The following is an 18,345-nucleotide window of genomic DNA, read 5'->3' on the forward strand; positions in this document are numbered from 1 at the left end:
GGTGTCAGATCCGATTGCGACGGATGCTGCGCACCGGACGTGCCGGGACCTGCACCGGTCCGGCCGAAGGGCCAAACACAACAAACGCACTGAAACCAAGCCACAACGCCACGCCAGTCCAAACCAGGGTCGTCGTCATGATGTGCTCCCGCGAAAACAGGCAAGAATCACTAGCAGTGATTTGCGCGAATCAGGGAAGTCCGGAGGAGTACGGAATAAGGTTGCAATCTTAACAATTGCGCGCTGCTGTGCCCGCAGCAGCCGCAGTTTTTTGCATGTGCGGCCGCCGCACCTTGCCTGCGCGTGCGCCCTCGAGGATATCGCGGATGCGCGGGGCGTCTCGAACACAGCGAAACCCATAGCGGCCGGTGTAGTCGGTATCGGGCGAACGCGTCGATCGTCCTGACGCGAAGTTGAGGTGGCCGGCGCCACCGCCGATGTCGAGGATTTCAAAGGCCGCGTCCATCGCATGGAACGGCGTCTGGCTGACCGTCCGTCTGCCCCAAGCCGTTCGCAGGATCAGCGCGCGGCGATCGGTGATCAGATAGAGCGTCTGCAGGTCTTGCAGCAGCATCACCAGCGGAGCCGCAATCATCGCAACTCCCAGCATTACGAGAGGTTGGGCGGCCTGATCGACCCAACCTTTCCTGACGGCGACGACGGTCAGCAGCAGCCAGGGGAAGCCGAGCCACCACAGAAATCGCCACATGATCATCCGGGCAACGCCGTCGGGCTGGCCCTGCCAGACCACCTGCTCGCCGTCCTGCAAAGCCTCGGCAAGCAGGCGCCGCAATCCTGCAGAAAACGGAGTGGCACGGATCTCATCCATCCCCATTGGTCGCACCGGCCACAAGGCCGGTTCGGACCGCGAAAGGTCGTCAGATGGCCTCGCCGCGTGCACCCGCGGCCGCGTTGCGGATTGCCGCGATGTTGGTCTTGTAGGCCTCCTGCGTGCCGCCCCTGAACACGGAGGTGCCGGCGACGAAGGCGTTGGCGCCGGCAGCCGCGAGCGCGCCGGCAACGTCGGGGCCGACGCCACCATCGACCTCGATGTCGATCGGGCGTCCCGCAAGCATCGCACGGATGTCGCGGATCTTGGAGATCGCGGAGGGGATGAAGGCCTGGCCGCCGAAGCCGGGATTGACCGACATCACCAGCACGAGGTCGACCAGGTCGAGCACGTATTCGAGCGCGCTGATCGGCGTGCCGGGGTTGAGCGAGACGCCGGCCTTCTTGCCGAGCCCGCGGATGGCCTGGAGCGAGCGGTGCAGATGGGGACCCGCCTCGGCATGCACCGTGATGTGGTCGCAGCCGGCTTTGGCGAAGGCTTCGAGATAGGGATCGCAAGGCGAGATCATCAGATGCGCGTCGAAGATCTTCTTCGTGTGCGGGCGCATCGCCTTGATGATGTCGGGGCCATAGGAGATGTTGGGAACGAAGTGCCCGTCCATCACGTCTAGATGGATCCAATCGGCGCCGGCGGCGTCCACCGCGCGCACCTCTTCGCCGAGCTTGGAGAAATCCGAGGCCAGGATCGAGGGCGCGATGGCCAGGGGGCGGGGGACGAAGGCTTGGGTCATGGCGCGGTTTCCGGTGGCGGCCGAAACAAGAATGGCCTCGCCTAACATGGGCCTCTGCGGCGGGCAATGCAGGAGGAAGCTGCTTCCTGTGGGCGGAAATTTCTGCCGCGACCGGCACGAATTGCCGGTGTTCCCGGGCCGCGCAAGGTGCAGCGAAAGCGGATTTCATTGAGCTTTTCACGCTGGCACGACGCTTGCTGCTGGTACGACGCTTGCTGACGTCGCCTTCGGAACATTGGTTGCGGCGTGCCGCATCGGTTGGAGTTGTGCAATGTTGTTTGCCCTTGGCGCCGTATCGAGCGCGCTCGACGCGATCCAGTCTCTAACGAGCTCGAAATCGTCCTCGTCCACGCAGAAGACGGGGTCGTCGCAAGGCGCAATCAATCCGTTCGCGATCGAGAGCGGCAGCAGCACGACGAGCAACGCGACCTCGTCGGTCAATGCCGGCAAATACCCGCAGATCGCGCCGGAGACGATGAACGCGCTGTTCGCAGCGCAAAGTCAGTCGACGGACAGCACGAGCAGCTCGGCCAGCTCGAGCTCGACATCCTCGACCTCGACGAGCCGTGACGCCGCGCTGAAGGACCTGTTCTCGCAGATCGATGCGGACGGCGACGGCAGCATCACCAAGTCCGAATTCGAGAACGCGCTGGGCGCCGGCGGCACCAACCTCGCGCAGGCCGACGATGTGTTCTCGAAGATGGATTCGAATTCGGACGGCAGCGTAAGTCTGGACGAGATGTCGAAGGCGCTGAAGAGCGGTCATCACGGCCACCATGCGCAAGGCGCGGGCGGCTCGGGCGACGGATCGGATTCCTCGTCGAAGTCCGGCGGCGGCTCGACCTCGACCACGGCGACCAATGCCGACGGCTCGACCACCACCACCGTTACCTATGCCGACGGCTTCAAGATGTCGACGACGGTCCCTGGCGCCTCCAGTTCTTCAAATGCGAACGGTGGCGGCAATTCGCCGTATGACTGGTTCGGACAGATGATGCAGCGGCAGGCGCAGGCTGCGGCGGGATCGGCGGCATCCTCGATGTCGATGAGCGTGTGAGCGCAGAGCACTCTCTCAGCAAATGATGGTGACATGCCGCGCGAAAGCGGGGCATCCAGTACGCCGCGGCCTCCCGGTTCAATCACTGTCGTCTCTGGAATACTGGATCGTCCGGTCGTCGCCCGGCGATGACACCTGACCTGTGGCGAGATGGGCGCAAACTAATCGCCGAACCGGTCCTTCCACGCCGGTTGCGCGCCGGGGAACGGCAACGTCGTCGCGCCGTAAACGCCGCGCGCGATCGCGCGCGCGACCACGTTGGCTGCGACCGTGCCGAGTTCGGTGAGGCCGACCAGCGGCTCGATCGGTTTCTCGCAGGTGGCGGCCGCGAACAGCACGTCGCCGTCGGTCGGCGCATGCACCGGATAGATCGCGCGGGCAAAGCCGGTATGCGCGATCATCGCCAGCCGCTTGGCCTGCGGCTTGGTCAGCACCGCGTCGGTTACGACGGCCCCGATCGTGGTGTTCTCGCGCGCGCTCGCCGCGGGACCGCCCTTGATGCGCATGCGGAGCATGTCGTCGGTGAACTTGTCCGGCAGCCCCTGTCCGCCGAATTCACCGTCCACCTCGAACGGCGCCGCCCAGAACCACGGTCCGTGACCGACGGTAACGCTGCCTACCGCGTTGACGGCGACGATCGCTGCGACCTTGACGCCGCTTGGCGTCATCGCCGAGGCCGAGCCGAGCCCGCCTTTGAATGTCGCGGTGGTGGCCCCTAAGCCGGCGCCGACGCTGCCGAGCGTGAAGTCCGCGCCGGCGGCGGCCGCTGCGGCGTAGCCGAGGTCGCGATAGGGCGAGAAGCGACCCCAGGCCTTGTCGCCGCCGTTGAGGAGATCGAACAGGATGGCGCCCGGCACGATCGGGATCAGTGCTTCGCGAACCCGGTGGCCGCGGCCCTGCTCGGCGAGCCAGGCCTGCACGCCGCCGCCGGTATCGAGGCCAAAGGCAGAGCCGCCCGACAGCGCGATCGCGTCGACGCGCTCGACGGTATTGGCGAGATCGAGCAGTGCATCCTCGCGTGTGCCGGGGCCGCCGCCGCGGACGTCGATCGCGGCAACCGCCGGGGCATCGAAGATGATCGCGGTCGTGCCCGAGGCGACCTTCGCATCTTCGGCATGGCCGACTCGGACGCCGGCGATGTCGGTGAGGAGATTCTTCACGCTGGCCTCGCGAGCTGAAAGGAGTTCACCTCTGCGATAGCGCAGAGATGTCGCAGGCTCAACTGGCGAGCGCCGTCCTGAGCATCTTGGCGAGCTCGGACTTGCGGTAGGGCTTGGCCAGCAGCAGCACGCCGGAATCGAGCCGGCCATGATGGACGATGGCGTTCTCGGTGTAGCCCGAGGTAAACAGCGTCTTGAGGTCGGGGCGGCGGCGGGCCGCTTCGTCAGCAAGCTGGCGGCCATTCATGTTGCCCGGCATGATGATGTCGGTGAACAGCAGGTCGATGGTCTTGTCGCTGTCGATGATGATGAGGGCGTCGGCGCCGTTGGCGGCCTCGAGCGCGGTGTAGCCGAGGCTCTTGACCTGTGTCACAACATATTGCCGCACCAGCGCGTCATCCTCGACGATCAGGATCTTCTCGCTGCCGCCGGTGATGGGTACATTCTGGAGCGCCTCGTAGTCGGTCTCCTGCACCCCGGTCGAGCGCGGCAGGTAGATCTTCACGCTCGTGCCGTGGCCTTCCTCGCTGTAGATTTTGATGTGGCCGCCTGATTGCTTGACGAACCCGAACACCATGCTCAAGCCCAGGCCGGTGCCCTTGCCGACCTCCTTGGTGGTGAAGAACGGATCGAATACCCGGTCGATCAATTCCGGAGGGATTCCGGAGCCGGTGTCGCTGACGGCGATCATCACGTAATTGCCGGCGACCAGGTCCGGATTCATGCTGGCATAGCCGTCATCCAGGAAAATATTGCGGGTCTCCAGCACCAAAGTGCCGCCGTCGGGCATGGCGTCGCGCGCATTCAGCGCGAGATTGAGGATCGCGGTGGAGAGCTGGCCGGGGTCGACCAGCGTCGGCCAGGCATCCTCGGTGAGCTGCGGCATGATCGTGATCTGCTCGCCCAGGGTCGGATGCAGCAGCTTGGCGGCTTCGAGCACCAGCGCGTTGACGTCGATCTCGCGCGGCTGGAGCGGCTGCTTGCGCGCGAACGCGAGAAGGTGCTTGGTCAGCTGCGCGCCACGCTCGGCCGCATCGTCGATCAGCTTGGTGATGGCGGCAAGCTCGGGCCGGTCTGCCACCGCGTCGCTGAGAATGCCGATCGTACCGGTGATGACTGTCAGGACATTGTTGAAGTCGTGGGCGACGCCGCCGGTCAACTGCCCGATGGAGTCCATTTTCTGGACCTGCCGAAGCTGGGCCTCGGCGGCCTGCTTGTCAGTGAGGTCGCGGCCGATGAAGAAGTGGCGCTTCACCGGCTCGGACCAGGTGCCCATCCAGTTCAGCGTGACCTCGTGACCGTCATAGTGATAGTAGCGCGCCTCGAAGCTGCGCTTGATCTGGCCGCGGCGGGCCGCCCGCATCTCGCCCCGGGTGTTCTCGAGGTCATCGGGATGGATGAACTCGGTCGCGCTGTGCCCGACCATGTCCTCGGGGCTGAAACCGAGGATGTCCTTCACGCTGGGGCTGACCTGGACGAAATTGCCAAAACCGTCGGTAACCAGGATCAGGTCCTGCGACGTCTCGAAGATGCGCTCGCGCTCTTCGATCTCGCGGCGCAGCTTCTCTCTCGCCTGCTTCTCTTCGGTGATGTCATGGGCGATCTTGGAGGCGCCGATGATCTCCCCATGGTCCGTGCGCAGGGGAGAAACATTCAGGACGACGTCGAGCGGGCGTCCGTCTTTTCGGATTCGGGTCGTCTCGTGCTGAGCGATCGACTCGTTGCTGGCGATCCGGTTGAGGATGCTCCTGACCTCGCCCTTGAGATCCGGCGGCACGATGATGTCGATCGGCTGGCCGACGGCCTCGGCGGCGGAGTAGCCGAACAGCTGTTCGGCGGCTTTGTTCCAGCTGGTGATGATGCCGTCGAGCGTTTTGGTGATGATGGCGTCATTGGAGGACTCGACCACCGCGCCGTACAGCGCGAGGCGCTTGCCGTAATAGTCGCGTTCCGAAGCAGATTGCTGCCGCAGCCTGCCGACGAGGCCGACGGTGTGCGCCTGGAGGCGGACATTCTCGATGAGGAGCACTGCGAGCACGAAGGTCGCCGCGGCGAGGCCGTAGAGCCGGCCGGCATAGAAGCCGAGATCGAAGCGCGCGACGTTGACGATCGCCGACAGTGCAATGTCGAACAGCCAGGCGCACATGACGACCATCAGCCAGACGTCGATCACCGAATGCGGCCTGCGGAACCAGAGTGAGACGAGCGCGGCAAAGCTCAGCGACCACACGAAGGACACGACGCCGATCATGGTCGGCGTGTAGTGGCCGTCGCGCAGCAGGACCGGAAGCAGATCGTGTCCCGCGGTGACGATCCAGCCGAAGACGGCCATCGCGGCGATGACGCCGAGCACGCTGACGTAGATTGCGTTGCTGGTCGTGCCCCGAACCCGGGGGCCTCCGTCCTTTTCCTTCAGCCAGGCATAGCCCAGCACGAACAGCGGGAAGCCGGCGTGCCAGATCATGTAGAGCCAGACCGTGGTCTGCCGGCCCGCGCCGAAGAGCCCGGTCGGTGTGAACAGCCCAGGGAAGGTGAAGGCATGGACCAGCGCCGCCGCGGCGGTGAAGAGATAGCCGGTGGCAAGCCACCGCAACGCGCGGGTCCGCAAGACGGCAAATTGCGACAGCAGCAACACTGCCGTGACGATGTCGCTCACGGCGAGCGCCGATTGATAACTTGCGACGAAGGCGGGGACGGGCAGTAGTGGGGTACCTGCGAACGGCGCAGCCGCTGCGAACAGGACCGAGGACACGCCGACGATCGTCAATGCTGCGGCGCGGTCGGTCGAGGTGGCCGGCAGCGTCGAAAGAAATGTGCTTCGGTCGATCGTTGCAGGCACGTCCACCTCTCGCAGGTCGGTCTTGGGCAGGTTCGTCTCCGCTGGTCTCATTCGGCCAACAGCCCGTTCATGGTAGCCGGTTCTGGGCCCGCATCGTGAACGGAACCGGTTACGACTCAACCGAAGGTTACAGCTTTCTTAATTTCGGTGGGGACACGGAATAGGGATCGGGTAAGGTGCGCTTTACTGGGCGGTGTCATAATGCTCCTGCGCCGCGGCGCGTTCCAGGTTTGAATCAGCCGATTTTGTTCTCGAGAGTTGTTCCCCATGCCCCGCGTTCTCGTCATCGACGACCAGAAGGGCGTCCGCGCGATGATCGCGATGGTGCTTCGGGTCAATCATTTCGAGGTCGTGGAGGCCGAGAGCGGTGCCTCCGGGCTGAACGCCTTCGCGGAAAGCCCATTTGACGCGGCAATCGTCGACATCTTCCTCGGCGACACCAGCGGCGTCGACGTCATCGCGAGCCTGCGCGAGCGCGCGCCGACGCTCCCCGTCATTGCGGTATCCGGGATGACGGCGCTCGATTTCATGGAACAATCGCCGCACCTTGCCAACGTGGCCTGCCTGCAAAAGCCGTTTCGGCCGAACGATCTCCTGCAAGCCTTGCGGAAGGCCCAGGCCGCGGCGGGCGGCGAACTGCCCGAAGCCGTCTGACCTTACCGCAAGAAGAAACGCCCCGGGGGTAAGCCGGGGCGTGGTGATGATTGATGGGACTTGAGGTCAAGGCCGACGGTTAGGTGCCGTTGCCGCTGATCTCGGCGTAGTTGCCCTTGGCATCCCACTTGTAGACAACGTAGTCGATCTGCTTGATGTCGCCCTTGGCGTCATACTCGATCGGGCCGATCACGGTGTCCCACTTGCCGGCCTTCATCGCCTCCATGACCTTCTTGGCGTCGGTGGTGCCGGCCTTCTTCGCTGCCTGCGACCAGACCTGCATCGCCGCGTAGGTGTAGAGCGTGTAGCCCTCGGGATCGATCCCCTTGGCCTTGAACGCCTCGACGATCTTCTTCGCCGTCGGCTTGTTGCGCGGATCGGGGCCGAAGGTGAACAGCGTGCCTTCGCCGGCCGGACCGGTGATGGAGGCGTACTCCTTGTCGGCGAGCGCGTCGCCGGCCATCAGCACGGTCTTGAGGCCCTGGTCGCGCATCTGACGCAGGATCAGGCCGCTCTCCTGATGATAGCCGCCGACATAGACGAGGTCGATGTTGTCGCGCTTCAGGCGCGAGACGATCGCGTTGAAGTCCTTGTCGCCCTTGTTGTAGGATTCGTACATCTTCTCGGTGATGCCGGCCTTGTTGAGCGCCTTCTTGGTCTCGTCGGCAAGACCCTTGCCGTAGGTGGTCTTGTCGTTGAGGATCGCGATGTTCTTGCCCTTGAAGTTCTTGGCGATGTACTGCGCGGCGATCAGGCCCTGCTGGTCGTCGCGGCCGCAGACGCGGGCCACGTTCCAGAGCTTGCGCTCGGTGAAGGTCGGGTTGGTCGAGGCCGGCGTGATCTGGAGCACGTTGCCGTCGGCATAGGCCTCAGAGGCGGGGATCGACGACGACGAGCAATAGTGCCCGGCCACGAACGGGATTTTTGCGCCGGCGATTTTCTCGGCGATCGACCGCGCCTGCTTGGGATCGCAGGCGTCGTCATTGACACTAAGCGCGAGCTTCTTGCCGTTGACGCCGCCGGCGGCGTTGATGTCGGCCACGGCCATTTCGGCGCCGTTCTTCATCTGGCGGCCGAAGGCGGACTCGCCGCCGGTCATCGGGCCTGCGACTGCGACGGTGACATCCTGCGCGAATGCCGCGCTCGATAGCGCGAGCGATGCGCCGAATGCCAGACCGATGAGCTTGAGTGATTTCATGAGATACCTCGCGGGTGGTAACCTGTGGAAGTTGCCGGGCACGCCCGGTCCAAACCGGCGCCATTCTCGAATGAAATTACGGAGAAGTCACCGGCAAAATGCGCGCATTGGTGGAGATATCGCCAAATTCGGCCGCACCTGATTCGCCCTTGGCTGCGGTTGGAAGGCGTCAGCCGTGCCGGCCGCCCTCCAGATAGGCGGCGCGAATCTCGGGGCGCTGCAGCAACTCGGCGCCGGTCCCGGCCAGCGTGATCAGGCCATTGACCATGACATAACCGCGGTGGGCCAGCTTGAGCGCATGGTTGGCGTTCTGCTCGACGATCAGAACGGTCAGGCCGTCCTGCCGGTTCAGGGTGCGGATGGCATCGAAAATCTGGCGCGCGATCAGCGGCGCGAGGCCAAGCGAGGGCTCGTCGAGCAGGAGCAGCCGGGGGCGGCTCATCAGCGCGCGGCCGATCGCCAGCATCTGCTGCTCCCCGCCGGACAGGGTTCCACCGCGCTGGGCATAACGCTCCTTCAGCCGCGGAAACAGCGTGAACACGCGTTGCAGCGTCGCCTCGCGTTCTGTGTCCGTGCATTCGGTGGCGTCTGCCCCCATCTGGAGGTTTTCCGCTACGCTCATGCGCGGGAAGATGCGGCGGCCTTCCGGTGATTGCGCGATGCGCAAATGCGCGATCTCGTGGGTGGGAACGTCCGTGATGTCGCGACCTTCGTACAGGATCTGGCCGGCGCGGGCGCGCGGCTTGCCGAAGATCGTCATCATCAGCGTCGATTTGCCGGCGCCGTTGGCGCCGATCAGGGCGACGATCTCGCCGGCATTGATCTCGACGTCGACGCCTTTCAGCGCCTCGATCTTGCCGTAGGCGGCGCGAAGATCGCGGATCGCGAGCAGGGGGGAGGTCACGACCCGCTCTCCATCACGGCCACGGCCTCGTCCTCGTCGGCGCCGAGATAGGCGGCGATCACCTTGGGATCGTCGCGGACTTCGCGCGGCGTGCCTTCCGAGATCTTGACGCCATGGTCCATCACCACGATGTGGTCGGAGATTTCCATGACCACCGACATGTCGTGCTCGATCAGCAGGATCGAGGTGCCGAGTTCGTCGCGAATCGACAGCAGGAGCTCGCTCAAGGCCGCGCTCTCGCGCGCATTGAGGCCGGCGGCAGGTTCGTCCAGGCACAATAGCGCGGGCTCGGTGCACATGGCGCGTGCGATTTCCAGCCGTCGCTGGTCGCCATAGGCGAAATTGCCTGCGGCCTCGTCGGCGCGGTCGAGCAGGTTGACCCGTTTGAGCCAGTCGGTGGCGAGATCGATCGCACGCTTTTCGGCGTCGCGGTAGACGGGGGCGCCGATGAGGCCGAGGAAAGTGAAGCCGGAGGCGCGCATCAGGGCGTTGTGCTGCGCCACCATCAGGTTTTCCAGCGCGGTCATGCCGGGAAACAGGCGGATGTTCTGGAATGTGCGCGCGACCTTGGCCTGCTTGGCGATGCGGAAGTCGTTGAGCCGCTCCAGCGCGATCACCCTGCCATCGTCGTGGGTGAGGCGGATGCTCCCGCCGCTCGGCTTGTAGAAGCCGGTGATGCAGTTGAAGACCGTGGTCTTGCCGGCGCCGTTCGGCCCGATCAGCGCGGTAATCTTCTTCCGTTCGGCGGCGAAGGACAGGTCCTGCACGGCGACGATGCCGCCGAAGCGCATGGTGAGCCGGTCGACGCTGAGAATCTTGTCGCCGCTCATCCGTGCCCTTCCTTGACAAGGTCGGAGGAGATCGCCTGCGCCTTGGTCAGATACACGGTCGGTGCGCGGTGACCGATCAGGCCGCGCGGCCGCCAGATCATGATCAGCACCATCGCCATGCCGAACACGAGCATGCGGTAGTTCTCGAGGCCGCGGAACAGCTCGAAGCCGCCGATCATGGCAAGAGCTGCGAGCGCGACGCCGAGCTGCGAGCCCATGCCGCCGAGCACGACGATGGCGAGGACCAGCGCCGATTCCTGGAAGGTAAAGGATTCCGGGCTGATGAAGCCCTGGCGCGTGGCGAAGAACGCGCCGGCGAAGCCGCCAAACATGGCGCCGGTCGCGAACGCCGTGAGCTTGGTGGTCGTGGTGTTGATGCCGAGCGCGCGGCAGGCGACCTCGTCTTCGCGCAAGGCTTCCCAGGCCCGGCCGATCGGCAGGCGGCGCAGCCGGATCGTCACCCAGTTGGTGAGGAGCGCCAGCGCCAGGATCAGGTAGAACAGGAAGATGATGCGGTGGGTCGCCGAATACTCGATGCCGAGCCTGGCGGCGAGCCCGTCATCGCTGTTGTCGAGCGGGATGCCGAAGAAGGAGGGGCGCGGAATGCCGGAGACGCCGTTGGGCCCGCCGGTGAGCTCCTGCCAGTTGATGATGACGAGACGGATGATCTCGCCGAAGGCCAGCGTCACGATCGCGAGGTAGTCGCCACGCAGACGCAGCACGGGGAAGCCGAGCAGCACGCCCCAGAACGCGGCGAGGATGCCGGCGAGCGGCAGACAGATCCAGAACGACCAGCCGAAATTCGTGGCGAGCAGTGCGTAGGAATAGGCCCCGACTGCATAGAAGGCGACGTAGCCGAGATCGAGCAGGCCGGCGAGGCCGACCACGACATTCAATCCCCAGCCCAGCATGACATAGGTGAGCACGAGGATCGCGAGGTCGAGGATGTAGCGCTGGTTATAGAAGATGACCGGCACCAGCAACGTGAAGATCAGCAGCGCTGGCGCGAGGTAGCGGCCAATGAAGGACATGCCGCTCTGCACCGCCGGCGGCACCAGCTTCTCCGCTCCGGTCGTGCCGATCCATTGCCGCAACAGCTCGATCACGATCGAGCCGCCGAACACGATGCCGACGAGGGAGGCGAGGTCGCCGAAGCGCGTCCAGTAGGTGAGCTGGCCGGAAGAGCCCGCCTCGGTGCGGACGCCGACCATCAGCGAGAATAGCACCAGCGCAACCAGCGCGTTGATGGCGGCGGTCTTCAGGAGGGAGGAGATGCCCGCTGCGGATTTGGCCGTCATGGTCGAGGGAGCTGTCACGCGGCCGGTCCGTCAGACTTTTTCGACTTCGGGGCGACCGAGCAGGCCGGTCGGCATGAAGATCAGCACGACAATCAGGATCGAGAACGCCGCGACGTCCTTGTATTCGACCGAGAAATAGGCCGACCAGAACGTCTCGATCAGGCCGATTGCAAGACCGCCGAGCATGGCGCCCGGCAGCGAGCCGATACCGCCGAGCACGGCCGCGGTGAAGGCCTTGATGCCGGCGACGAAGCCCATGAAGAAATCGACCAGGCCATAATAGAGGAGGTACATCAGGCCCGCGACCGCGGCGAGCGCGGCACCGATCACGAAGGTCATGGAGATGGTGCGGTCGACATTGACGCCGAGCAGCGCCGCCATGGTCTGGTCCTGCTCGCAGGCGCGCATGTCGCGGCCGAGGCGGGTGCTTGACACCAGCCAGGTGAAAAGCGCCAGCAGCACGATGGTAGTGACCACCACCATGATCTGGATGTTGGAAAGCTGGATCACGAAGCCGTCCGGGCTCTCATGCAGCGTGTAGCCGCCCGTGATGAAGGGCGGGATCGGCTTGACGCGGGCGCCCTGCGCCACCTGCGAATAATTGGTCAGCACGAAGGACATGCCGATCGCCGACAGCATCGGGGCGAGGCGAAAGGAATGGCGCAGCGGCCGGTAGGCGATCCGCTCGATGGTCCAGCCGTAGAGCGCGGTGATCGCCATCGAGACCAGGAGCACGACGAGCAGGATCACGGGGATTGCGGTCAGGCCGAGCGAGATCAGGATCAGGAAGGTGATCAGGGCGATGAATCCGCCGATCATGAAGATGTCGCCGTGGGCGAAGTTGATCATGCCGACGATGCCGTAGACCATCGTGTAGCCGATCGCGATCAGGCCGTAGATCGAGCCCAGGACGAGACCGTTGATGAGCTGCTGGGCGAAATAATCCATGCGCTGCCGTTACCAAACCTGACGCGGCTCAAAGGTGGCTCTTTGAAGAGTTCTCGGGCTCCGGCAGCCCTTGAGCGTTTCTTCAGGTTTTGTAACAGCACGGAACCGGCGGCTGCAACAGGCCCGCGCCTCCCCACTAAGGCTTGTACAGAAATCATTTGGCGCTCGGGTTCCCGGGGGCGAGGGAACTCGGTTCCGGCGGTAACAAAAGCAGACGCCGGCCGTTACCTCGCTTCTGACGTCCAACAAGGGAGTTCCCCAAATGACGAAGCAGCAGAACCAGAACCCGGGTCAGCAGAGTCAGAACCCCGGCCAGCAGCGCCCAAGTCAACAGCCGGGGCAGCAGCAGGGCGGCGGTCAGAAACCCGGACAGCAGCAGCAGAACGACCCGATGCGGCAGGGCGATCGTCCCGGGCAGCAGCAGGGCGGTCAGCGCAGTCAGGACGAATAGTACGGGAGTATGGACGTGAAGTGGGCCCCGCCGAAAGGCGGGGCTTTTTCTGATGCACGCCCCCGCCATTCCGAGCCCAGGGGGCAGTTAAGGTAAACAAAGGGTTTAAATTGCCGCCGCAGTCTGATGCGAGTTAGCTCCGGCAAAGCCGCTGCCTTCCGTCGAAGGCCTCGGCAACCAAGCGGGAAGCAGCATGTTCAGGAATTGGCGGATCGGTTCGGTCAACGGCGCGCTGCTGGCAGCCTATTTTATCCCGGCCTGGACGCTGGTCGCTTTCAACATCATGGTCGCACCGGTGCACGGGCTCTATGAGCGGCCGAGCGTCGCGGTCGCGCTGTTTCTCAGCGACCATCTCGAGATGGCGGGGATGAGCACAGTGCGGGCAGCCTGGCTGCTGGCGCTGGGCCGGATGACCGTCGTGGCGTTCTTTGCGATCTATCTCGCGCTTCTCTGCATCCCCCGCGTCCGCAAGAGTGGCGGCAGCGACGAGGCGCTCGGCATTGCCCTGGCGATCGGCAGCCTGATCTCGTTCGTCAGCATGGTGATGGCTTCGAAGGTCGGCGAGATGGCCGCGCTGCGGCTGCACGCCACCGAGTTGCTGCTCCTGCTCGGCGCGGCCATCGTGGTGGTGATCGAGAAGCCGTCGCCAGCGCCGAAGGCCGTCGAGACCGCCGCTCCGCTAGGTCTTGAGCAGGCCGAGCTCCTGCACAATCGCTGAGGCTTCCTTCACGGCGTGGTTCACCGCCGGCACGCCGCAATAGATCGCCTGCTGCAGCAGGATTTCCTTGATGTCGTCGGGTGTGAAGCCGCCCTCGGCGAGCGCCGCGCGCACATGCAGGCGGAATTCGTCCCATTGTCCCAGCGCGACCATGGTGCCGATCACCAGCACCCGCCGCGTGCGCTCGTCGAAATGCGGCCGCGTCCAGATCTCGCCCCAGGCGTAACGGGTGATCATGTCCTGGAAGTCGGTGTTGAACGCGTTGCGGTTCGCGATCGACTTGTCGACCCAGGCATTGCCCAGCACCTTTCGGCGCACATTCATGCCGGCATCACGGCGCTTCTGGTCGTCCATGGTTCTTTCCTCCTTCGTCATTGCGAGCGCAGCGAAGCAATCCAGAGTGTCTCCGCGGAGGGATTTCTGGATTGCTTCGTCGCTACACTCCTCGCAATGACGGTTGTGGCTAACGCTGCGTCAGGAAACCCACCACCGCGTCGGTGAACGCGTGCGGCTGCTCGACATTGGAAATGTGGGCGGCGTCGATGATGGTCATGCTGGCGCCGGGAATGTTCGCGCGGATCAGTTCGCCCGCCGAGATCGGCGTCGCCATGTCGTGGCGGCCGGCGATCACCAAGGTCGGGCTCTTGGTCTTGGGAAGCAGCGCGCGCTGGTCGAGCGTCGACAGCGCTTCGCAGCAGGCGAGATAGCCCTCGACGGGGGAGGCGAGCAGCATCGACTTCATCTTCGCGGTGATGTCCGGCTCGCGCTCGCGGAAATCCTGGGTCAGCCAGCCGCCGATCACGGCATCGGCGACCGCCGCGATGCCGCCCTTCTTCACGGCATCGATGCGCTCCAGCCATTTGGTCGGCTCGGCATAGTAGCAGGAGGTGTTGGCGAGGATGATCTTGCCGAAGCGTTCCGGCGCGTTCGCGCCCAGCCATTGCCCGACCATGCCGCCCATCGACAGGCCGCACCAATGCACCTTCTCGATGTTGAGATCGTCGAGGATCGCGAGCACGTCGCGGCCGAAGCGCTCCATCGTATAGGGACCGGGCGGCACGTTCGACTTGCCGTGGCCACGGCGGTCGTAACGGATGACGCGGAATACCTGCGTCAGTGCCTTCATCTGCGGCTCCCACATCTGAAGCGTGCAGCCGAGCGAGTTGGAGAGCATCAAGGTCGGTCCGCCGTCGCAGCCCTCGACGGAGACGTTGAGCAGGCATCCGTCGGCATCGATCATGGGCATGCGGCGTCTCCGTCGTATTTGCGGTGCTTATTCGCGGTCGAGGCTGTCGAGCAGCCGGTCGATCAGGGCTTGGGAAGCGCCTTGATAGGCCATCGGCTCGAACAATGCCGCAATTTTTTCCGGCGGCAGATGAGCGGTAACCAGCGCATCAGCCGACAGCACCTCGCGAAGATGCTTCTTCTCGGTGACCGCGCGCTTGCTGGCGGCCTCGATCAGATGATGCGCATCGCTCTTCCCGATCTTCTCTGCCAGCGCAAAGGTGACGGCTTCCGCCATGATCAGCCCGTGCGTCGCATCGAGATTGCTGCGCATGCGCGCGGCATCGACGTCGAGGCCCTCGGCGATGTCGACGATGGCGGCGAGCGCCCCCGAGGTGACCAGCATCAATTGCGGCAGCGTCGGCCATTCCGCGTGCCAGGGACCGGCGCTGCGCTCATGGTCCTGCACCTGCGCGGCAAAAATCGTCGCCGCGAGCTGCGGGGCCATGGTCGCAGCGCCCAATGCGCTGGCGGCGGCGACCGGGTTGCGCTTGTGGGGCATGGTCGAGGAGCCACCGCGGCCTTCGCCGGCGGGCTCGAACGCTTCGGCAACGTCAGTCTGCATCATCAGCGAGACGTCGCGCGCGATCTTGCCGCAGCTGCCGGTGAGAATAGCGAAACACGATGCCGCTTCGGCGATCCGGTCGCGATGGGTGTGCCAGGGCGCCTCGGGCAGCGGCAGGTTCAGCTCTTGCGCCAGCCGTTCGGCGACCGCGAGCCCCTTGTCGCCGAGCGCGGCGAGCGTGCCGGCGGCACCCCCGAATTGCAGCGCGAGGCCCTCGCGGGCGAGCCGCCTGAGACGGCAGCGGGCGCGGGCGAGGCTTGCGGCATATTCGGCGGCCTTCAGGCCGAACGGCATCGGCAGCGCGTGCTGGAGCCAGGTCCGCGCGACCATCGCGGTGGCGCGATGGGCGCGTGCCAATGCGGCAAAACCCTTGATGGCGCGGCTGAGGTCGGCATCCAGCGCGCGGATGCCGGCGCGAAGCGTGAGCATGGTTGCGGTGTCGATGACGTCCTGGCTGGTCGCGCCCCAATGCACGTAACGCGCGGCCTCGGCCTCGGCCTTGCCGACATTGGCGGTCAGCGCCTTGACCAGGGGAATCGCAAGATTGCCTGATCGCGTTGCGGCCTCGGCCAGGGCTGCCATGTCAAAGGTGTCGGCCTTGCAGGCGGACGCGATCGGCCCCACCGCGGATGCGGGAATCACACCTGCGGCGGCCTCGGCCCGTGCCAGGGCTGCCTCGAAATCGAGCATGTTCTGAAGGGTCGACCGATCGTCGCAGACCGCGCGCATGGCCGCGCTCGACAGCATCGGGGCGAGCAGGGGGGAGAGGGATGTACTCATATCGTGCGGGACCTAACCACCATGGCCTGCCTGTGCCAATCCCAAACCATCGGCGCAAGCTTTTTGCAGTTGCGAATATGCATTGCACGTGACCGGGGGCCGCCCTTTCCTTTATGGCCTCCGTGCGTTACTTGAGCAGCATTATAGTTGTGCGATCCGGGAGGTCCCCATGGCCATGACGATGAACGGCGAAGTCCAGCTTGCGGCGCCGCGCGAGGCCGTGTGGGACAAGCTCAATGATCCCGAAGTACTGAAGGCCTGCATTCCCGGCTGCGAGGAGTTGGAGAAGACCGATGATGGCGGCTTTCGCGCAACGGCGAAAATGAAGGTCGGCCCGGTGTCCGCGCGCTTCAAGGGCAAGGTCACGCTGTCGGATCTCGACCCGCCAAATGGCTACAAGATCTCCGGTGAAGGCGAGGGCGGGGTGGCCGGCTTCGCCAAGGGCGGCGCGGCCGTCAGGCTCGCGGAGAAGGACGGCGGCACGCTGCTCTCCTACGACGTCGAGGCGCAGATCGGCGGCAAGTTGGCGCAGCTCGGCCAGCGTCTCATCAACGGCGCCGCCAAGAAGCTGGCCGACGAATTTTTCGCGAACTTCGCCAAGGCGGTACAGGGCTGAAGGCTATCGCCTTTCGGCATGGCGCCTTGCGTCCTGGGCGATGTTGCCCCCGGGCATAATGGCCCATATGATGGGTTGGAATAATTATAAGAACCGCTTCGATGGGACCCGTCGGGGCGCTGATAGAGAGTGCTTATGGCAAAAATCTCCCTCATCGTGAACGGCAATCCAGTCACGGCCAACGTCGATCCCCGCACCCTCCTGGTGCAGTTTCTGCGCGAGAATCTGCGGCTGACCGGCACCCATGTCGGCTGCGACACCTCGCAGTGCGGCGCCTGCGTCGTGCATCTCGACGGCAAGGCCGTGAAGTCCTGCACGACGCTGGCCGTGATGGCCGACGGTCACGAGGTCAAGACGATCGAGGGACTGGCCGCCGACGGCGCGCCGCTGCATCCAATGCAGGAGGCTTTCCGAGAGCACCATGGCCTGCAGTGCGGCTTCTGCACGCCTGGCATGATCATGACCGCGATCGATATCGTGCATCGCAAGGGTCATGAGCTCGACGACCATACGATCCGGGAAGAACTAGAAGGCAATCTCTGCCGCTGCACCGGCTACCAGAACATCGTCGCCTCGATCTCCGCCGGCGCGAAGGCGATGGCGAAATCCGACCTCGCGTAACCCGCGCGCGCATTCCGCGATCAGGACACACCCATGTACGAATTCAAATATCATCGTCCCGGCACCGTGCGGCAGGCGGCCAATCTCCTGGTGAAGAACGAGGACGCGAAGGTCATCGCCGGCGGCCACACGCTGATTCCCGTCATGAAGCAGCGTCTCGCCAGTCCGCCGCATCTGGTCGACCTCTCCCACATCGAGGGCCTCGACACGATCGAGATGAAGGGCCGCTCGCTGGTGATCGGCGCCACCGCCAAGCACGCCGAGGTCGCGACCTCCGCCATCGTCGGTGAGGCGATCCCGGCGCTTGCCAGCCTTGCCGGCGGAATCGGCGATCCCGCCGTGCGTCACAAGGGCACGATCGGCGGCTCCCTCGCCAACAACGATCCGACCGCGGATTATCCGGCCGCGGTGGTCGCGTTAGGTGCGACCATCGTCACCAACAAGCGCCGCCTCAAGGCGGAAGAGTACTTCCAGGGGCTGTTCTCGACCGCGCTCGAAGCCGACGAGATCATCACCAAGGTGATGTTCCCGCTGCCGAAGAAAGCGGCCTACATCAAATTCCGCAACCAGGCCTCGCGCTACGCGCTGGTCGGCGTGTTCGTGGCACGGCGTCCGTCGGACGTGCGCGTCGCCGTGACCGGTGCCGGCTCCGATGGCGTATTCCGTGTCACCGCATTCGAGGAGGCCCTGAAGAAGCGCTTCTCCGCGAAGGCGCTTGATGGCATCGCGGTGCCGGCCGAAGGCCTCAACAGCGACATCCACGGCAGCGCCGAATACCGCGCGCATCTCATCGGCGTGCTGACGCGCCGCGCCGTCGATGCCGGCAATGCCAAGGAATGAGC

General features: G+C 64.8%; 20 protein-coding genes. 7 read left to right on the top strand and 13 right to left on the bottom strand.

Going from position 1 to position 18,345, the window contains the following annotated elements; translation table 11 throughout:
* Positions 1 to 4: 4 nt before the first annotated feature.
* The 3 genes from NLM27_RS43535 to rpe form a co-directional block, all read right to left on the bottom strand.
* A complete protein-coding gene (locus NLM27_RS43535; protein WP_256569941.1) occupies positions 5 to 139 on the bottom strand; it encodes a hypothetical protein in 135 nt (44 codons plus the stop codon).
* A 90-nt stretch (positions 140 to 229) separates the two neighbouring features.
* Positions 230 to 829 (bottom strand): hypothetical protein, encoded by a 600-nt coding sequence (locus NLM27_RS07470; RefSeq protein ID WP_254142734.1) that lies wholly within the window; start codon positions 827 to 829, stop codon positions 230 to 232.
* Between the two features lie 49 nt (positions 830 to 878).
* The gene (gene rpe, locus NLM27_RS07475; RefSeq protein WP_254142735.1) at positions 879 to 1,580 is read right to left on the bottom strand and encodes a ribulose-phosphate 3-epimerase; all 702 of its coding nucleotides are present in this window, start codon (positions 1,578 to 1,580) and stop codon (positions 879 to 881) included.
* 271 nt (positions 1,581 to 1,851) lie between these two features.
* Between rpe and NLM27_RS07480 the strand changes: the two genes are divergently transcribed.
* Positions 1,852 to 2,637: an EF-hand domain-containing protein gene (locus tag NLM27_RS07480; protein WP_254142736.1), complete on the top strand. Its 786-nt coding sequence runs from the start codon at positions 1,852 to 1,854 to the stop codon at positions 2,635 to 2,637.
* A gap of 161 nt (positions 2,638 to 2,798) precedes the next feature.
* On the opposite strand, the gene NLM27_RS07485 is transcribed toward NLM27_RS07480, so the two are convergent.
* Together NLM27_RS07485 and NLM27_RS07490 are read right to left on the bottom strand one after the other, a co-directional pair.
* Positions 2,799 to 3,797, bottom strand: a complete 999-nt coding sequence (locus NLM27_RS07485; protein WP_254142737.1) for a P1 family peptidase — start codon at positions 3,795 to 3,797, stop codon at positions 2,799 to 2,801.
* Positions 3,798 to 3,855: 58 nt separating this feature from the next.
* Positions 3,856 to 6,687, bottom strand: a complete 2,832-nt coding sequence (locus NLM27_RS07490; protein ID WP_254142738.1) for a PAS domain S-box protein — start codon at positions 6,685 to 6,687, stop codon at positions 3,856 to 3,858.
* Positions 6,688 to 6,903: 216 nt separating this feature from the next.
* Here NLM27_RS07490 and NLM27_RS07495 point away from each other — a divergent pair, with 216 nt between their 5' ends.
* The gene (locus tag NLM27_RS07495) at positions 6,904 to 7,290 is read left to right on the top strand and encodes a response regulator (protein ID WP_254142739.1); all 387 of its coding nucleotides are present in this window, start codon (positions 6,904 to 6,906) and stop codon (positions 7,288 to 7,290) included.
* Between the two features lie 79 nt (positions 7,291 to 7,369).
* On the opposite strand, the gene NLM27_RS07500 is transcribed toward NLM27_RS07495, so the two are convergent.
* The 5 genes from NLM27_RS07500 to NLM27_RS07520 form a co-directional block, all read right to left on the bottom strand.
* Entirely contained in the window at positions 7,370 to 8,488 is a 1,119-nt protein-coding gene (locus NLM27_RS07500; RefSeq protein ID WP_254142740.1) for a branched-chain amino acid ABC transporter substrate-binding protein, read from the bottom strand.
* A 169-nt stretch (positions 8,489 to 8,657) separates the two neighbouring features.
* A complete protein-coding gene (locus tag NLM27_RS07505) occupies positions 8,658 to 9,392 on the bottom strand; it encodes an ABC transporter ATP-binding protein (RefSeq protein ID WP_254142741.1) in 735 nt (244 codons plus the stop codon).
* Positions 9,389 to 10,222 (bottom strand): ABC transporter ATP-binding protein, encoded by an 834-nt coding sequence (locus NLM27_RS07510; RefSeq protein WP_254142742.1) that lies wholly within the window; start codon positions 10,220 to 10,222, stop codon positions 9,389 to 9,391. Before NLM27_RS07510 ends, NLM27_RS07505 begins: the two co-directional genes overlap by 4 nt.
* Positions 10,219 to 11,520: a high-affinity branched-chain amino acid ABC transporter permease LivM gene (gene livM, locus NLM27_RS07515; RefSeq protein ID WP_254148773.1), complete on the bottom strand. Its 1,302-nt coding sequence runs from the start codon at positions 11,518 to 11,520 to the stop codon at positions 10,219 to 10,221. Before livM ends, NLM27_RS07510 begins: the two co-directional genes overlap by 4 nt.
* Before the next feature lie 30 nt (positions 11,521 to 11,550).
* The gene (locus NLM27_RS07520) at positions 11,551 to 12,468 is read right to left on the bottom strand and encodes a branched-chain amino acid ABC transporter permease LivH (RefSeq protein WP_212306503.1); all 918 of its coding nucleotides are present in this window, start codon (positions 12,466 to 12,468) and stop codon (positions 11,551 to 11,553) included.
* Positions 12,469 to 12,730: 262 nt separating this feature from the next.
* Between NLM27_RS07520 and NLM27_RS07525 the strand changes: the two genes are divergently transcribed.
* Both NLM27_RS07525 and NLM27_RS07530 read left to right on the top strand, forming a co-directional pair.
* The gene (locus NLM27_RS07525; RefSeq protein ID WP_254142743.1) at positions 12,731 to 12,919 is read left to right on the top strand and encodes a hypothetical protein; all 189 of its coding nucleotides are present in this window, start codon (positions 12,731 to 12,733) and stop codon (positions 12,917 to 12,919) included.
* Between the two features lie 193 nt (positions 12,920 to 13,112).
* Complete coding sequence (locus NLM27_RS07530; RefSeq protein ID WP_254142744.1) at positions 13,113 to 13,637, top strand: hypothetical protein; 525 nt, start codon at positions 13,113 to 13,115, stop codon at positions 13,635 to 13,637.
* Here NLM27_RS07530 and NLM27_RS07535 read toward each other — a convergent pair.
* The 3 genes from NLM27_RS07535 to NLM27_RS07545 all read right to left on the bottom strand — a co-directional run bounded on the left by NLM27_RS07535 (position 13,599) and on the right by NLM27_RS07545 (position 16,266).
* Positions 13,599 to 13,991 carry a carboxymuconolactone decarboxylase family protein gene (locus NLM27_RS07535; protein WP_212288797.1) on the bottom strand — a complete coding sequence of 131 codons (393 nt, stop codon included), beginning with the start codon at positions 13,989 to 13,991 and terminating at the stop codon, positions 13,599 to 13,601. The two genes, NLM27_RS07530 and NLM27_RS07535, sit on opposite strands and share 39 nt — an antisense overlap.
* A gap of 109 nt (positions 13,992 to 14,100) precedes the next feature.
* Complete coding sequence (gene pcaD / locus NLM27_RS07540; protein ID WP_254142745.1) at positions 14,101 to 14,883, bottom strand: 3-oxoadipate enol-lactonase; 783 nt, start codon at positions 14,881 to 14,883, stop codon at positions 14,101 to 14,103.
* Positions 14,884 to 14,910: 27 nt separating this feature from the next.
* Positions 14,911 to 16,266 (bottom strand): 3-carboxy-cis,cis-muconate cycloisomerase, encoded by a 1,356-nt coding sequence (locus NLM27_RS07545; RefSeq protein WP_254142746.1) that lies wholly within the window; start codon positions 16,264 to 16,266, stop codon positions 14,911 to 14,913.
* Between the two features lie 169 nt (positions 16,267 to 16,435).
* Between NLM27_RS07545 and NLM27_RS07550 the strand changes: the two genes are divergently transcribed.
* The 3 genes from NLM27_RS07550 (at position 16,436) to NLM27_RS07560 (ending at position 18,343) form a co-directional block, all read left to right on the top strand.
* A complete protein-coding gene (locus tag NLM27_RS07550; protein WP_008564659.1) occupies positions 16,436 to 16,882 on the top strand; it encodes a CoxG family protein in 447 nt (148 codons plus the stop codon).
* A gap of 135 nt (positions 16,883 to 17,017) precedes the next feature.
* A complete protein-coding gene (locus NLM27_RS07555) occupies positions 17,018 to 17,503 on the top strand; it encodes a (2Fe-2S)-binding protein (RefSeq protein WP_014494194.1) in 486 nt (161 codons plus the stop codon).
* 33 nt (positions 17,504 to 17,536) lie between these two features.
* A complete protein-coding gene (locus tag NLM27_RS07560; protein WP_254142747.1) occupies positions 17,537 to 18,343 on the top strand; it encodes a xanthine dehydrogenase family protein subunit M in 807 nt (268 codons plus the stop codon).
* Positions 18,344 to 18,345 lie beyond the last annotated feature (2 nt).

This window comes from Bradyrhizobium sp. CCGB12 (assembly GCF_024199845.1).
GTDB lineage: Bacteria > Pseudomonadota > Alphaproteobacteria > Rhizobiales > Xanthobacteraceae > Bradyrhizobium.

Excerpts from the sequence above, each read along its gene's own strand:
- NLM27_RS07525 (WP_254142743.1), top strand. The coding sequence starts at position 12,731 with ATGACGAAGCAGCAGAACCAGAACCCGGGTCAGCAGAGTCAGAACCCC.
- NLM27_RS07490 (WP_254142738.1), bottom strand. The coding sequence starts at position 6,687 with ATGAGACCAGCGGAGACGAACCTGCCCAAGACCGACCTGCGAGAGGTG.
- rpe (WP_254142735.1), bottom strand. The coding sequence starts at position 1,580 with ATGACCCAAGCCTTCGTCCCCCGCCCCCTGGCCATCGCGCCCTCGATC.
- NLM27_RS07550 (WP_008564659.1), top strand. The coding sequence starts at position 16,436 with ATGGCCATGACGATGAACGGCGAAGTCCAGCTTGCGGCGCCGCGCGAG.
- NLM27_RS07510 (WP_254142742.1), bottom strand. The coding sequence starts at position 10,222 with ATGAGCGGCGACAAGATTCTCAGCGTCGACCGGCTCACCATGCGCTTC.
- NLM27_RS07560 (WP_254142747.1), top strand. The coding sequence starts at position 17,537 with ATGTACGAATTCAAATATCATCGTCCCGGCACCGTGCGGCAGGCGGCC.
- NLM27_RS43535 (WP_256569941.1), bottom strand. The coding sequence starts at position 139 with ATGACGACGACCCTGGTTTGGACTGGCGTGGCGTTGTGGCTTGGTTTC.
- livM (WP_254148773.1), bottom strand. The coding sequence starts at position 11,520 with ATGACGGCCAAATCCGCAGCGGGCATCTCCTCCCTCCTGAAGACCGCC.
- NLM27_RS07530 (WP_254142744.1), top strand. The coding sequence starts at position 13,113 with ATGTTCAGGAATTGGCGGATCGGTTCGGTCAACGGCGCGCTGCTGGCA.
- NLM27_RS07470 (WP_254142734.1), bottom strand. The coding sequence starts at position 829 with ATGGATGAGATCCGTGCCACTCCGTTTTCTGCAGGATTGCGGCGCCTG.
- NLM27_RS07555 (WP_014494194.1), top strand. The coding sequence starts at position 17,018 with ATGGCAAAAATCTCCCTCATCGTGAACGGCAATCCAGTCACGGCCAAC.
- pcaD (WP_254142745.1), bottom strand. The coding sequence starts at position 14,883 with ATGCCCATGATCGATGCCGACGGATGCCTGCTCAACGTCTCCGTCGAG.
- NLM27_RS07480 (WP_254142736.1), top strand. The coding sequence starts at position 1,852 with ATGTTGTTTGCCCTTGGCGCCGTATCGAGCGCGCTCGACGCGATCCAG.
- NLM27_RS07535 (WP_212288797.1), bottom strand. The coding sequence starts at position 13,991 with ATGGACGACCAGAAGCGCCGTGATGCCGGCATGAATGTGCGCCGAAAG.
- NLM27_RS07545 (WP_254142746.1), bottom strand. The coding sequence starts at position 16,266 with ATGAGTACATCCCTCTCCCCCCTGCTCGCCCCGATGCTGTCGAGCGCG.
- NLM27_RS07520 (WP_212306503.1), bottom strand. The coding sequence starts at position 12,468 with ATGGATTATTTCGCCCAGCAGCTCATCAACGGTCTCGTCCTGGGCTCG.
- NLM27_RS07495 (WP_254142739.1), top strand. The coding sequence starts at position 6,904 with ATGCCCCGCGTTCTCGTCATCGACGACCAGAAGGGCGTCCGCGCGATG.
- NLM27_RS07500 (WP_254142740.1), bottom strand. The coding sequence starts at position 8,488 with ATGAAATCACTCAAGCTCATCGGTCTGGCATTCGGCGCATCGCTCGCG.